This is a genomic window from Dyella lutea, assembly GCF_024158035.1.
GTDB lineage: Bacteria > Pseudomonadota > Gammaproteobacteria > Xanthomonadales > Rhodanobacteraceae > Dyella_A > Dyella_A lutea.
This window is the reverse complement of the sequence record NZ_JAMZEK010000002.1, coordinates 207,134-221,334: the sequence shown is the minus strand read 5'-3', so window position 1 is coordinate 221,334 and position 14,201 is coordinate 207,134. Positions and strand designations below refer to the sequence as shown.

Sequence of the window (14,201 nt, the reverse complement as noted above, 5' to 3'; positions counted from 1 at the left end):
CGCCGGCCGCCCGGCTGCGGCTCAACGGCGCAGCCGCGCCAGCGCCTCGTCGTGCAGCGCCGGCACCCCGGCCAGCACGCTGCGCGTATCCAGCGTGAGCGGCGCACCCTCCAGGTCGGTGAACACGCCGCCGGCCTCGCGCACGATCACCGCCAGCGCGGCCACGTCGAGGATATTCACGTCCGACTCGATCACCAGATCCACCCCGCCACGCGCGAGCAGGTGGTAGTGGCAGAAGTCGCCGTAACCGCGGATGCGGTTGGAATCGCGGATCAACTGGCCCAGCGCGTCCCAGCGCGCGTCGGCGGTGAGCGTCTTGATATTGCCGGTGGAGATCGCCGCCTGTGCCATCGTCGCCGTCGGCGCCACCTCGACGCGGTTGCCATCCAGCCAGGCACCACCACCGGCATGCGCCCACATCGTCTCGCCGTACACCGGCGCGCTGGACACGCCCAGTACCAGTTCGCCCCGGTACATCAGCGCAATCTGGGTGGAGAAGAACGGCGTGCGGCGGACGAAGCTCTTGGTGCCGTCCAGCGGATCGACCAGCCACAGCAGACCGTCGCGATCGCCATCCAGGCCGAACTCCTCGCCGTAGATCGCCGCCTCCGGCAGCGCCTTGGTCAGAATGGCGCGGATCGCCAGCTCGGCCTCGCGGTCGGCCACGGTTACCGGGGTATCGTCGGATTTCAGCTCCACGTCCACGCCCCGGCGCCAGTAGTGCAGGATCACCTCGGCGGCGGCCGCGGCGGCCTCGCGGGCAGCGGCCAGGGCGGGGGCGAGATCGGGGTGGCTCATCGGGAGACTCCGTCGGAAGCAGGGACGGCGCCGAGTCCGGCACCGCGCTGCAGGTGAATGACGCCCTGGGCGTCCGGTGGACCGAAGCGGGCCAGCCAGCGGGCCAGCGCAGGATGATCGCCGCGTGGCGCCAGCTCGGCCTGCAGGCGCCAGCCCAGCGGACTGGCCTGGAGGCGCCCGTCCAGCCGCAGCGGCCCCTGCCCTTCATCGTGCAGGCTCGCCTGGATCACCCCCGCGCGGGCGGTGATCGTCGCGGTCAGGTTGCCCAGCGGCAGAAGGCTGTCCGCACCGTCGACCGCCGCGTCCTGCCAGCGCAGGTGGCCATCCATCGATACCGGCCAGCCGCCGCGCAGGGTGGCGTGTGCCAGTTCGCCGCGGAGCTCGCCCCGCGGCCGTCCGAACGGCGTGGCCGGCGGCGGCATGAGGCGATCCAGCGCCAGCCGCAGCCGCACGTCATGCCAGCGCAGCGTGTCGCCTTCGCGGATGAAGCCGCCCTGCGCAAAGAGCATCGACCCGGCGAGCTCGACGCTGCCCTGCGGCCGTCCCAGCAGGGCGCGGCGCGACAGGGTCCAGCGCAGTCGCCCCAAGTCAGTGCCGTCGGCCGCCACGAGCGCCTCCGCCTGGCCGTCCCAGACGCTGCCGGAAACGCCGCGCAGCGCGACGCCGTGCATGCGTGCGTTGAGCCAGGGCGCAATCCAGCGCGCCGGCGCGGACCACGCCAGCAGCGCGAGCGCCAGCAGCAGCGTCACCAGGCACAGCAGCAGGACTTTCCACCACTTCAACGGGCCGGACTCCGGGATCGGGCGATGCCGCGGCTTGAGTGCCCGGCGCCAGCCCACGATCATAGCCGGATGAACAAGCACGACCGCAGCAACCGCGAGCTCGCCGCGCGCGATCTCCGCCACGTCTGGCACCCCTGCACCCAGATGCACGACCACGAACGCGTCCCGATGGTGCCGATCGTCCGCGGCGAAGGCGCCTGGCTGATCGACGCCGACGGCCGCCGCTACCTCGACGGCATCAGTTCCTGGTGGACCAACCTGTTCGGCCACGCCAACCCACGCATCGCCGCGGCGCTGGCCGACCAGGCCCGTCAGCTCGAACACGTGATCTTCGCCGGCTTCACCCACGAGCCGGCGATCGCGCTGGCCGAGGAGCTGGTGCGCCTCACCCCGCCGGGACTGGAGCGGGTGTTCTTCGCCGACAACGGCTCGGCGGCGATCGAAGTGGCGCTGAAGATGAGCTTCCACTACTGGCTCAACCGGGGCCATGGCGAGAAGACCCGCTTCATCGCGCTCACCGGCAGCTACCACGGCGAGACGCTCGGCGCGCTCTCGGTGAGCGACGTGGCGCTGTATCGCAAGACCTACGCGCCACTGCTGCTGACGCCGATCCTGGCACCCTCGGCCGATACCTACGAAGGCGAGCCGGGAGAGACCCCGCAGCAGCTCGCCGCACGCCGACTGGGTGACTTGCGCGCGCTGCTGCAGCAACACGCCCACCAGACCTGCGCGGTGATCGTCGAGCCGCTGGTGCAGTGCGCCGGCGGCATGCGCATGTACCATCCGGACTACCTCAGCGGCCTGCGCGCGCTGTGCGACGAGTTCGACGTGCACTTCATCGCCGACGAGATCGCGGTGGGCTTCGGCCGTACCGGCACGATGTTCGCCTGCGAACAGGCCGGCGTGTCGCCGGACTTCATGTGCCTGTCCAAGGGGCTCACCGCCGGCACCCTGCCGCTGGCGGTGGTGCTCACCACCGACGGTGTCTACGACGCGTTCTATGCCGAATACAGCGCCGGCAAGGCCTTCTTGCATTCGCACAGCTACACCGGCAATCCGCTGGCCTGTCGGGTGGCGCTGGAGACGCTGGCGATCTTCCATGACGAGCCGGTGCTGGAGCGCAACCGCGCGCTTGCAGCGCACCTGGCTGGGCGGCTGGCGCCACTGCGCGATCATCCGCACGTCGCCGACGTACGCCAGACCGGAATGATCGCCGCGGTCGAGCTGGTCGCCGACAAGGCCAGCCGCACGCCTTTCCCGGCCGGCGAGCGGCGCGGGCTGGAGGTCTACCTCTATGGGCTGGAGCACGAGGCGCTGCTGCGCCCGCTCGGCAACATCGTCTATTTCATGCCGCCCTACGTCACGACGCAGGCGGAATTCGATCACCTGGTCGACACCGCCCTCGCGGGCATCGAACACGCGCTCGCGCGCTGAACGTTCACGGGCCCCTTCATGCGCACGATTCGTATCCACGTCGAACAGTCCCTGGCACCCGGCACCGCGGTCATACTGCCGGCGCAGGCGGCGGAGCATGTGGTGCGCGTGCTACGGCTGGCCGCCGGCGAGCCGGTGGTGCTGTTCAACGGCGATGGCCACGACTACGGCGGACGTCTCGCCGAAGTGGGCAAGCGGCAGGTCACGGTGGTCGTGGAGGGGCGCGAACCGGTCTCCTGCGAATCGCCGCTGCCACTGGTGCTTGCACAAGGCGTGGCACGCGGCGAGAAGATGGACCTGATCGTGCAGAAGGCCACCGAACTGGGCGTGGCGGCGATCGTGCCGCTGGTCACCGAGCGCTCCGAGGTGAAGCTCGATGGGGAGCGGGCCGCCAAGCGCCTGGCGCACTGGCAGGCGGTGATCGCCAGCGCCTGCGAGCAGTGCGGGAGAGCCGTCCTGCCGCGCATCGTCGCCCCCTTGCCACTGACGGCCTGGCTCGGCGGACTGCCGGATGACGGTGCCCTGCGGCTCGCGCTGCTGCCGGAAGGCCACGGGCGCGGGCGCGATCTGGTGCCACCTGCCGCAGGGGCGATTCTGGTCGTGGGGCCGGAGGGTGGTCTGGGCGAGCGCGACGTCGCCAGCCTCACGGCACGCGGTTTCCGCGGATTGCAGTTGGGTCCGCGCATCCTTCGCACGGAGACCGCGGGGCTGGCGGCACTGGCTGCGCTGCAGGCGCTGCACGGCGACCTCTGATCGCGAAAAGACGAACGGCGCGCCCACAGGGCGCGCCGTCCAAGAGCACTGGGGCCGGCTCAGGCCTCGGTCAAGAGCACGCCGGTGAGTTCGCGCTCGAGCATCTCCAGGTCGGGAATCACCGCGAGATCGTCGCGCACGAGCACCTGGGCGCGCACGCCGGGGGGCAGCGCCGTGCCATCGTGGGTGGGGATGATCAGTTCCGCATTGAGCGTGGTCAGGCGGGGGAAGCCCCGCGTCACCACGGCGATGAACGGCAGTTCCGGGTTGTCACCCAGTGCCTTCAGCACGGCGACGCGAACGGCCAGCTCCTGGTCGCCTTCGCCGGCACCGGCCAGCTTGGTGAAAGCCACCAGAGGCACCCTCCAGCCACGCCAGGCGATGCGTCCGAGCACCCACTCCGGGGCACCCTCGACCGGCTCGAGCGCCGGCATGGTGATCACTTCGGCGATCGTGGCGTTCGGCAGCAGCAGGCGCAGGTCGCCGGCCGGCACCAGCACGCAGCGGATCTCGCGCGGTAGGGGCTGTTCGCTCATCAGTATTCCTCGATCAGGCGCGCCGCCAATTCGGCCGGCGTACCGGAAAAGTCCACCAGGTGCTCGGCCATCACGCCGCTGACCATGTCGGCAAAATGTTCGCCCGGGGCATCCTCCACCCAGATCCGGCCACCGCGATCATGCACGGCCTGACAACCCGCGACCGCATCATTGGCCTGCCCGGCGAAGACGATCGCCAATGCGTCCACGCCGAACACGTTGGCCAGGGCGCTGAAGGTGGCGTCGATGGAGGGAGTCGCCGAGGGCGTCGCCTGCGCCGGCTTCAACTCCATCCGCCCATCGCGCGTGACGCGCAATTGATGATCGGCAGGCACCACGATCAGATCGCCGGCGCGGGCCTGCTCGCCCTGTCGCGCGACGCGGCTGTTCAGCGGGCAAGAAGGGGCGAGCGACTGGAGCAACTCGTCCACCGGACGATCGCCCTGGTGCTGCACGTGGATGATCGTCGCCCGCATGCCCGCCGGCAGTTGCGACAGGAACGAGCGCACCGAATCGTGGCTGGCGAACGTCGCACCCAGCAGCACGACCCGGCTGAGTCCGCCACTGAGCTCCTCGAGCATCATCTCGCCACCGCCGAGGGACTCGTAGGGCTTCGGCGCGACCGCCTCTTCCATCGACACCAGCTCGAGCGTCATGAGTGGCTCGACATTCAGTGCCTCATCCCCGGACTCCGGCGCCAGAAAATCCAGCGCGCTGATCTTCTCGATCCCGAACTCGTCGGCCGAAGGCTTCGATGGGTTCGGAAGCGGTGGCGGCCCCACGGTATCCTCATCGTCGACCAGCGACCAGCCGTCAGTTCGCTGGAAAAGCTCATCGGCCCCTCCGGCCGGCGGCGGTGCCGGCACGGCGTGAGGACTGTGGTCATCCGCATCGGCCAGCCGGAGCACGTCCTCGATCAGACCATCATCGACACCGTCGGCGGCGCGCGATACCGGGCCTTCCTCCGAAACCGCTCCGGTGGCCCCGTCGGTGAAATTGCCATCGTAGAGCGGCGGATGGTCGTGGGAATCCAGCAGCAACTCGTCGAGTTCGAAGTCGTCCAGCGTGTCGTCCCCCTCCAGCGGCTGCGAAGCCGTGACCGGCGCAGTCGCTGTGGCGGTGTCGCCCGCAAGCGGATCGTCACCAGGCAGCGGCGCGCCCGAAAGCAACGCCTCCAGTTCCGCCTCGAGCGATTCGGATTCCGCAGCGACTTCGGCATCATGGCCACTGGGTGAGCTTTCGTCTTCCGCGGCGTCCCCAACTCCTTGCATGCCGGACTGCACCGCCTCCGGCGATTCCGTGGCGGGAACGTCGACAACACCTGGCGGACGCGGTGGATCGACGTCCTGACTGGCCAGCACCTTGGCCGCCAGGTGACGCGCCCAGCGCGCCCTCGCCCAACCGTCGAGCGCACGGCTGGACTCAGCCTCGTTGAAAACCACCCGCGGGTGGTCTCCCTCGATCGCCGAATCGAGCCGATCCATCACCTCGTCGACGTCGTCGCCCAGGTTGATGACCAGGACGTCTGCACCGACCCGCTCGACCAATGCGCGATCGAGCTCGCCGGGGCCACCTTCGTGGACGATGCGGGCGCCACGCTCCTGCAGCACGTCGCGCAGCAGCGCCCCAAGATCCGTGTCACCGAACAGCAGGACGACGGCCGTACCTTCAGCCATTGGCCAGCTCCATCGCCTTCTGCTCCAGCACCTCGTGGATCTGCGCCAGCAGGTCGGCCTCCTGGTAAGGCTTGCCGAGATAGCGGTCCACGCCCAGATCGAACGCGCGCTGGCGGTGTTTCTCGCCCGTGCGCGAAGTGATCATGATGATCGGCACGTCGCGCAGGCGCGGATCCGCCTTCATGTGCTCGGCCAGCTCGTAGCCGTCCATCCGCGGCATTTCGATGTCCAGCAGCATCAGGTCCGGCACCCGCTGCTCGTGCAGCTTCTCCAGGGCGTCGACGCCGTCCTTCGCGGTGTTGACCTCGAAGTCGTGGCGCTCGAGCACGCGGCCGGTGACCTTGCGCATGGTGATCGAGTCGTCCACCACCATCACCAGCGGCTTGGTGCGGACCTCCTCCACCACCGGCGCCATCACCGGCGCGAGACCCTCGGCCAGGCGCTGCTCGCGACGGGCGATGCCGTGGCGCACCAGCGGCGGCAGGTCGAGAATCATAAGCACCGAACCGTCGCCCATGATGGTGGCGCCGAGCAGCCCGGGCACCGAACTCACCTGAGGGCCGACCGACTTCACCACGATCTCGCGCGAGCCGATCACCGCATCGATGCGGATCGCCGCGCGCAGGTCGCCGGCGCGGGTCAGCAGCAGCGGCAGCTGGGGCTCGTCCGCGGCGTAGCTCGACGGCAGGCCGAGCAGCTCGGCCAGGTCGTGGATGCCGTAGTCCTCGCCGTTGTGCAGGAACGAGGGTTCGTCTGAAGCGAGATGGATCGCCAACTCGTCCGGGGTGATGCGTGCCACGCCCTGAACCGAGGTCATCGGGATCGCGAAGGTGGATTCGCCGATGCGCACCAGGATCGCCTGGGTCACTGCAAGCGTGAACGGCAGGCGCAGCACGAAGGTGGTGCCTTTGCCCTCGTGCGACTCGATCGACAGCGAGCCACCGAGCTGCTTGATCTCGTTGGCCACCACGTCCATGCCCACGCCGCGACCGGCCAGCTGGGTCACCGCGCTGGCGGTGGAGAAGCCCGGCTGGGTGATCAGGGCGAGCAGTTGGTCGTCGCTCGGCCTGGCCTCGGCGCGCAGTAGACCGCGCTCGACGCCGCGCTTGCGGATCGCCTCGCGGTTCAGGCCACGGCCATCGTCGGTGACGCGGATGACCACCTCGGTGGCTTCGCGTGCAACGCGAATGCGTACCGATCCCTCTTCCGGCTTGCCGGCCTTGCGGCGGTTCTCCGGCGACTCGATGCCATGGGCGATCGCATTGCGCAGCATGTGCTCGAACGGCGCCTTGATGCGGTCGAGCAGGTTGCGGTCCATTTCGCCGTGCGCGCCCTCGACGAACAGCTGGGCGCGCTTGCCTTCTTCCTGTGCCGCCTGACGCAGCGTGCGGCGCAGGTTCGGCACCATCGTGTCGAACGGCAGCATGCGGGTGCGCAGCAGGCCTTCCTGCAGGTCTGCGCTCACGCGCGACTGCTGGATCAGCAGCGTCTCGGACTGACGGGTCAGCTCGTCGAGCATGCTCTGGATCGACACAAGGTCGGAGACCGACTCGGCCAGCGCACGCGAGTACTGCTGCAGCTGCGAGAAGCGGTCCAGCTCGAGCGGATCGAACACCGCCATACCGGCTTCGCGGTGCTCGCGCTGGAAGCGCGCGATGATCTGCGCCTCGGTCTCGATTTCCAGCATGCGCAGCTGGCTGCGCAGGCGCACCACCGTCTGGTCCAGCTCGACCAGGTTGAAGCGGTAGCCGGCAACCTGCTGCTCCAGGCGCGAGCGGTAGATGGCCACCTCGCCGGCGTGGTTCACCAGGTTGTCGAGCAGCTCCGCGCGGACGCGGATCTGTTCCTGCGGCGAGCGCGACTCGTCGTAGCCTTCGGCGGCCACGTCGGGCAGCAGTTCGGGCAGGTTCTCCGCCGCCGGAACCGGGGTCGGCGCGGACACCGCCGCGGCAGCCGCCGGCGCCTCTTCGCGCTCGACGAGGGCCTCCTCGCCAGCGAGGACGAGCAGCCGGTCGATCATGGCCTGCGGGTAGCGGATGCCCTTGTTCTGGCCAATCCGCTGCACCAGCGCGTGCAGCTGATCGAAGCCGCCCTCGAGCGCACCGATCAGCGCCGCCGCCTGCTCTGGATCGCCGCTGATCGGCTTCTCGAGAAGCGTTTCGATCGCATGCGCCAGGTCGCCCACCGGCACGAAGCCGGCGATGCGGGCACCGCCCTTGAGCGTATGCAGGTCGCGCTGCAGTACCGGGACCTGGGCCAGGTCGCCCGGATCGGCGCGCCACTCGGCCAGCGCACCGTCGGCGTGGTCGAGGATCTCGCGCGCCTCTTCGGTGAACACCTCCAGCAGGTCCGGATCGATGTCGCCATGCCAGAGTTCACCCGATTCGTCCTCGCTTTCGCCGGCGTCGAGCACCGGCTCGGCCGCGGCGGGCGCCGACTCGGTGACGGACTCCGGCTCCCGGGCATCGACAACCTCAGCCTCAGGCTCGCTCTCGGCGACAGGCTCCGCGGCGAACTCCTGGTCGAGATGGCCAATGTCCTCCTGCGGCTCCGCGGCATCGGCTTCAACGGCTTCGGGGACCTCGCTCGATCCGGTGCCGTTGTCCAGCTCCGCCATATCGGCAGCGCCGGACGACTCGGCGACCTCGTCGACGGCGGGTGCTGCGGCCCCGGACGCAGCATCGATCGGGGCAGCTTCCGGCGTCTCGCCAAATTCACGCCCGTCGACCAGCCCGGCGAACATGGACGCGAAATCGTCCTCGGCGGCAGGCGGCGCGACCGGCGGCTCCGGCGTGGGCGCGGCCTGGCCTCGCGGGTCGAAAGCGTCCAGCGCCGCCAGCATCTCGCTGGCCAACTGGTCGTGATGGGCGTCTTCCAGCGCCTGATCGCGCTCCGCCTCCTCCGCGGAGGTGGCGACGGCCTCTTCCTCGTGCGCTTCCTCGTCCTCGTGCGCATCGAATACCGCGTGGGCCACCTGCGGCTCGGGCTGGGCGTCACGCAGCTCGGTCAGTCGCGCGATCAGCGTGTCGCAATCGGGCAGCTGGGGATCGGCGGCATCGAACTGCGCCATCACCTGATCCACCGCATCGGCCGACTGCGCCAACAGGTGCACGCCTTCCGAGGACAGCGGAACCCGCGCGGCGCGCAGGCGCTTGAGCAGACTCTCCAGCGGCGACAGCAACTGGGTCAGCAGGGGGATGTCGACCATGGCGATCGCGCCGTGCAACGTGTGCACTGCACGCAGCAGGCCGTCCTCGACGCGAAGCTCGTTGCTGCTGCGGCTGACATAGGAGCGGATCGTCTGCAGGTACTGCGCCACTTCGCTGCGCAGGATCTCCAGCAGGACCGAGTCCACCGGGGGCAGCACCGGCATCGGGATGCTCTCGTCCGTTACGGCGGCCACGGGCGGAGCGGAATCCTCCACATGGGTCAGCGTGGCCGCCGGAATCTCGGCGGCGGCAGCGGCCGAACTCGGCACACGGCGACGCACGACCCGGCGAACCGTTTCGCTGCGGGTGGCCAGCAGGCCGGCCAGGTCCGGATGCTCCCCGGCGGCCACCTGATCGGCCGCCTGCATGATCCCGCTCAGCGGCGCGGTCGGCATGCCCTCGCCGCGCAGGGCCTTGTGCAGTTGCGGCAGCGCTTCGATGGCGTGACGCACCACCGCGACGACGCCATCGTGCGGCTCGACGGTATGGTCGAGCACCCGGTTGAGCATGTTCTCCAAGCGCCAGGCGAACTCGCCCAGCACGCTCGCGCCGACCAGACGTCCGGACCCCTTGAGGGTGTGGAACGAGCGGCGGATGGGAGTGAGCGCGGCAATCTGGGACGGATCGGCCAACCAGGCCTGCTCAGCCTTGATCAGGTTGTCGATCTCTTCCTGCATCTCCTCCAGGAAGATCTCGCGGATGTCGTCGTCGATGCCGTCGGAGGAGTCCTGGAACCCGGCCTGGGAGGCCAGCGGATCGGAGGCTTGTTGCTGCTCGACGACCGCTTCCTCGACCTCCACCCACTCGTCGCCGCCATCCGGCGTCGTGTCATCGGGCATCACCGAGTGCTCGGTCTCCGCCAGGCGCAGACCGGCCACGTCGTCCGCCGGCTCGGCAGGCGCGGTGGCCTCGCCGATGAGCAGTGCCCCGAGATCATCGCCACCGGCCAGGCTGACCGACTCCGACAGCGCCGGCTGGGATGCCAGCTCTTCGTCGAGCCCGGCCAGCGCGGAGGGAACTTCGTTCACACCGTGGTCGCCAGCGGCGACGCCGCCGGTTTCGTCCACCTCGGCGACCAGCGGCTCGCGTGCCGGCGGCACCGGCCAGTAACCGAGCATCTGCAGGCTGTGTTCGGCGACATCGAGGATGTGTTCGAGTCCACCGCGGTGCTCACGCGCTGCTTCGAGGTAGTACTCCAACGCGGCCAGCGCGTCGGCGAGATGATCCATCTGGGCGCTGCCCGGCACGCGGCGGTCGACCAGCAACTCGTTGCCGATGAAGCGACCGATACCCTCGGCCAGTTCGGCCGGGCGGCTGTTGGCCAGCATGCGCAGGGCGCCGGCCACCTCGTCCATCTGCGCCGGCGCTTCCTTCAGGTGCTGGTGCTGCCAACCGGATTCCACGAAACCGACGATCGCATCCTTGACACGAGTGGTGTTGGAGGTGGCCTCCTGCATCAGCGTGGACAGGATATGACGGGCCTCGCTGCGCGGCAGCGTCGGCGCCGCGTGGGCGTCGGAAGCCAGCTCTTCCTCGTTGCTGCCCAGGCTTTCGATGTGATCGTCCAGCGACGCCTCGACGTAGAGCAGTGCGCCCGCGACATCGAGCAGCGTCTCGTCTTCCGGCGCGCGCATGCGACTGGCAATTTCCTCCAGCACGCGGCGCTGCTCGTTGACCACCCGCCGCGGCACGGTGAGCGCCAGCATGCCCAGCGTGTCACCGACCCGCTCAAGCACCTCGCTCTGCGCAGCCAGTTGGGACGGATCGGCGTCGCTCTGGCGCAGGAACAGGTCCAGCGCCTCCTTCACGCGCAGCAGGTCGTCCTTCAGCGCCCGCGACACCGAATCGAGCAGCGCCCGGTTGTGGCCGGCCATCGAGCCACGCGCATGCTCCAGCTCCGCGGCATCCGGCAGCAGACTGTCCAGCGCGTAGGTCCTGCGCAGCAGCTCCATCTGGGGGCTGCGCTGCTTGGCCTGCGCCACGATGAACAGCAGCTTCCGGGCCAGATCGTCGGCGTCGCCACCACGCAGGCTTTCCTCGCCATGCTCCAGCATCTGGCGGATGCTGCGGTCGACCTTGCCGATCAGCTGGCGCACTTCGGCCGATTGCTCCTTCAGGCAACCCTGCTCGAGACCTTCGACGGTACCGGCGGCGATCCACCAGAGCCGGCGACCGGCGGTGCTGTGGCAGCAGCCGGTGATGGCATTGAGGGTGTCGCGCATGCCCTGCAGCTGCTGAGCCGGATTCTGGCCACGGAACCAGCCGAGCAGATGCTGCTGGAAACGCAGACGCAGGTCGGCGACCCGGCTGCGCAGAGCATGTGCCTGGGCTTCGCTGACCGCCGGCGGCGCCTCGGCCGGCAGCGGGTTGTCCAGCCGCGGGCTGAACAACGCCACCTCGGTCAGTGCGGCTACCTTGCGGCTGGCACGCAGATCGTTGAGCAACGGCAGTAGGACCACCGGCACGTCGCGATGCCCGCTGGAAAGGCGTTCGAGGTAGTCCGGCAACTGCATCAGTCCGCGCATCAGCGCGGCGTAGGCTTCCTCGCGTTCGGCGACGTGATCCTCGAGCAGGGCGATGGAGAGCGTCTCCATTTCATCGGCAACCATCGCCGCGCCGTACAGCTCGACCATCTGCAGAGTGCCGTGCACCTGGTGCAGGCTGTCCGCACACGAGCGCATCGCATCCCGGTTGCCCGGATTGTCGACGTACGACTCCAGTGCGTCACGGGCGGCCGCGAGCGTGTCGTCGAGCTCGGGCTTGACCCACTGCAGGGTGGTGAAATCGATATGGTCTTGAAGTCTCATGCGCCCCTCTCTGCGGCTGCGCCTTTAAGGCATAGCGCAACCGGCGAGGTTGCCCCCTGTCGTGAATGCCCGAATCAACCCGGCAGCTTGAAGTGAGCCACCGAGCGGCGCAGATCGCTCGCCAACTGCGCCAGGTAACCGATCGAGTCCGCGGTCTGGCTGGCACCCTGCGAGGTCTGCGAGGTGATTTCCTGGATCGCGTTCATCGACTGGGAGATGTCGGTCGCCGCCGCGGACTGCTGGCGCGCCGCGGTGGAGATGTTCTGAATCAGTGCGGACAGGTCATGCGACACGCGCTCGATGTCTCCCAGCGCGCTACCGGCGTCCTCGGCCTTGCGGGCCCCGGACACCACCTCGGCAGTGGTCTGTTCCATCGAACTCACCGCCTCGTTGGTGTCGGACTGAATCGCCTGCACCAGCGTCTCGATGCGCTTGGTCGCGCTCGCCGAGCGTTCGGCGAGGCGCTGCACTTCGTCCGCCACCACCGCGAAACCGCGGCCCGCCTCGCCGGCCGAGGCCGCCTGGATCGCGGCATTGAGCGCGAGGATGTTGGTCTGCTCGGCGATGTCGTTGATCAGTTCCACGATCGAGCCGATTTCCTGGGAGGACTCACCCAGGCGCTTGATGCGCTTGGATGTCTCCTGGATCTGGTCGCGGATCGAGTCCATGCCCGATATCGTCTCGCGCACCACCTCGGCGCCGCGCGAGGCGATCTGCACCGAGCGCTCGGCCACGTCGGCCGATTCGGCCGAATCCTTCGACACGTTGTCCATCGAGCTGGCGATCTGGTTGATCGCCGAGGTCGCAGTACTGATGCGCTGCGCCTGCGCCTGCGCCGATTCGGCCAGCTGGCGGGCGGTGGTCTGGGTTTCCTGCGCCGACGAGGACACCTGCTCGGAGGTCTCGTTGATGGTGGTCACCAGGGTGCGCAACTCGTCGATGGCGTAGTTCACCGAGTCGGCGATGGCGCCGGTGATGTCCTCCGACACGGTGGTCTTTACCGTGAGGTCACCTTCGGCGAGCGAGCCCATTTCGTCCAGCAGGCGCATGATCGCCTCCTGGTTGCGCTGGTTCAGCTCGGCCGAGTCCTGGAAGCGCCGGCGCTGGTCGCGCACCAGCTGGAATACCAGCAGCAGGGCGAAGGCGACGGTGCCGATCGCACCGAAGATGCCCCACCACAGGTTCGGGAACAGCCGCCGCAGCGGCAGTTTGCCGATCTGGTCAGCCAGCTCGTTGGCGCGCAGCAGCACGTTCTGCGAGTCCAGCGAGGCCTGGTTGCCGGCGCTCTTCACGTCGATGATGTTGCCGGCCGCGGACACCAGCTTGGACACCGGGTCCTGCAGCTGGGTCCAGCTCTCCTGCATGCCCTTGAGGATCTTCTGCGCGTTGGCGTCGTTCATCGCCCGGATGCCGGCGGCGCTGTCGCCTTCCAGCAGGCCGTTGAGCACCGTGCCGTACAGCTGGGCGTCGCGGGCGAGGCCGTCTGCGGCCGGCTGCGCGGAGTCGCCGCCCTGCAACACCTCCTGCACGCGACGGATCATGCGGTCAGCCACCAGCATCTGGCGCGACGAACCGAGCATCTGGTCGGCGCTGCCGTTGCGCTGCTGCAGGATGTTCACCACCTGCTCGGTGCTGGAGTTGAGCAGCGGGATCTGCTTGGACAGGGTGTCGGCGCGACTCGCCGAATCGAGCACGACCGCCTTGTTCGACAGGATCTTGCCGATGTCACCGTCGAGCTGGGACCAGGCATTCTGCAGCGCGGTCACCGCACGGCCCGCCGGCGAGGTGTTGTTGTCCGCGTATGGCTGCATGCCGCCGGCAGGATCGCCCTTGGTCAACCGTTGCACGGCCGAGTCGATGGCATTGCGCGTGCTGGCCAGTTCCTGGAAGGAATTGACGTTGCCGTCCGCCGACTCGATCGCGTACTTCGCGGTCTGCTGCGAAAGCACCTGGATCTGCGTGGTCAGGCCAACCGCCTCGCGATCCTCGGCGTTCTTCTGGTTGAGCAGCACGAAGTCCACGGCCGCCAAACCGATCGAGATCAGCAGCAGAACGATCAGGCCGGTATAGCCGCGTTCCTTGCCGATGCCCCCTGTAGTGCTCATGTTCACCTCACCCTTCCACAGCTTGTGGGTTTGCGCGCCAGCCCTGCCAGGTGCCCGAACCCGAGACTTGCCGCCCCTGTTCCGGCGTCGGTGGACGCCGT

At 68.9% G+C, this 14,201-nt stretch carries 8 protein-coding genes; 2 read left to right on the top strand and 6 right to left on the bottom strand.

Annotation, left to right across the window (positions count from 1 at the left end; translation table 11 throughout):
• Positions 1-21: 21 nt before the first annotated feature.
• Positions 22-798 carry an inositol monophosphatase family protein gene (locus NC595_RS08185; protein ID WP_253565880.1) on the bottom strand — a complete coding sequence of 259 codons (777 nt, stop codon included), beginning with the start codon at positions 796-798 and terminating at the stop codon, positions 22-24.
• A complete protein-coding gene (locus tag NC595_RS08180; protein WP_253565879.1) occupies positions 795-1,580 on the bottom strand; it encodes a type II secretion system protein N in 786 nt (261 codons plus the stop codon). The genes NC595_RS08185 and NC595_RS08180 overlap by 4 nt, the downstream gene beginning before the upstream one ends.
• 69 nt (positions 1,581-1,649) lie before the next feature.
• Here NC595_RS08180 and NC595_RS08175 point away from each other — a divergent pair, with 69 nt between their 5' ends.
• Complete coding sequence (locus NC595_RS08175; protein WP_253565878.1) at positions 1,650-3,014, top strand: adenosylmethionine--8-amino-7-oxononanoate transaminase; 1,365 nt, start codon at positions 1,650-1,652, stop codon at positions 3,012-3,014.
• A gap of 18 nt (positions 3,015-3,032) precedes the next feature.
• Positions 3,033-3,767 (top strand): 16S rRNA (uracil(1498)-N(3))-methyltransferase, encoded by a 735-nt coding sequence (locus NC595_RS08170; protein ID WP_253565877.1) that lies wholly within the window; start codon positions 3,033-3,035, stop codon positions 3,765-3,767.
• A 59-nt stretch (positions 3,768-3,826) separates the two neighbouring features.
• Here the strand turns inward: NC595_RS08170 and NC595_RS08165 are convergent, their stop codons facing one another.
• From NC595_RS08165 to NC595_RS08150, 4 genes are all read right to left on the bottom strand, one after another.
• A complete protein-coding gene (locus tag NC595_RS08165) occupies positions 3,827-4,303 on the bottom strand; it encodes a chemotaxis protein CheW (RefSeq protein ID WP_253565876.1) in 477 nt (158 codons plus the stop codon).
• Complete coding sequence (locus tag NC595_RS08160) at positions 4,303-5,850, bottom strand: chemotaxis protein CheB (RefSeq protein WP_253565875.1); 1,548 nt, start codon at positions 5,848-5,850, stop codon at positions 4,303-4,305. The genes NC595_RS08165 and NC595_RS08160 overlap by 1 nt, the downstream gene beginning before the upstream one ends.
• A 121-nt stretch (positions 5,851-5,971) precedes the next feature.
• Complete coding sequence (locus tag NC595_RS08155) at positions 5,972-11,995, bottom strand: Hpt domain-containing protein (RefSeq protein ID WP_253565874.1); 6,024 nt, start codon at positions 11,993-11,995, stop codon at positions 5,972-5,974.
• 74 nt (positions 11,996-12,069) lie between these two features.
• Positions 12,070-14,100, bottom strand: coding sequence for a methyl-accepting chemotaxis protein (locus NC595_RS08150; RefSeq protein WP_253565873.1), 2,031 nt, complete (start codon positions 14,098-14,100; stop codon positions 12,070-12,072).
• Positions 14,101-14,201 lie beyond the last annotated feature (101 nt).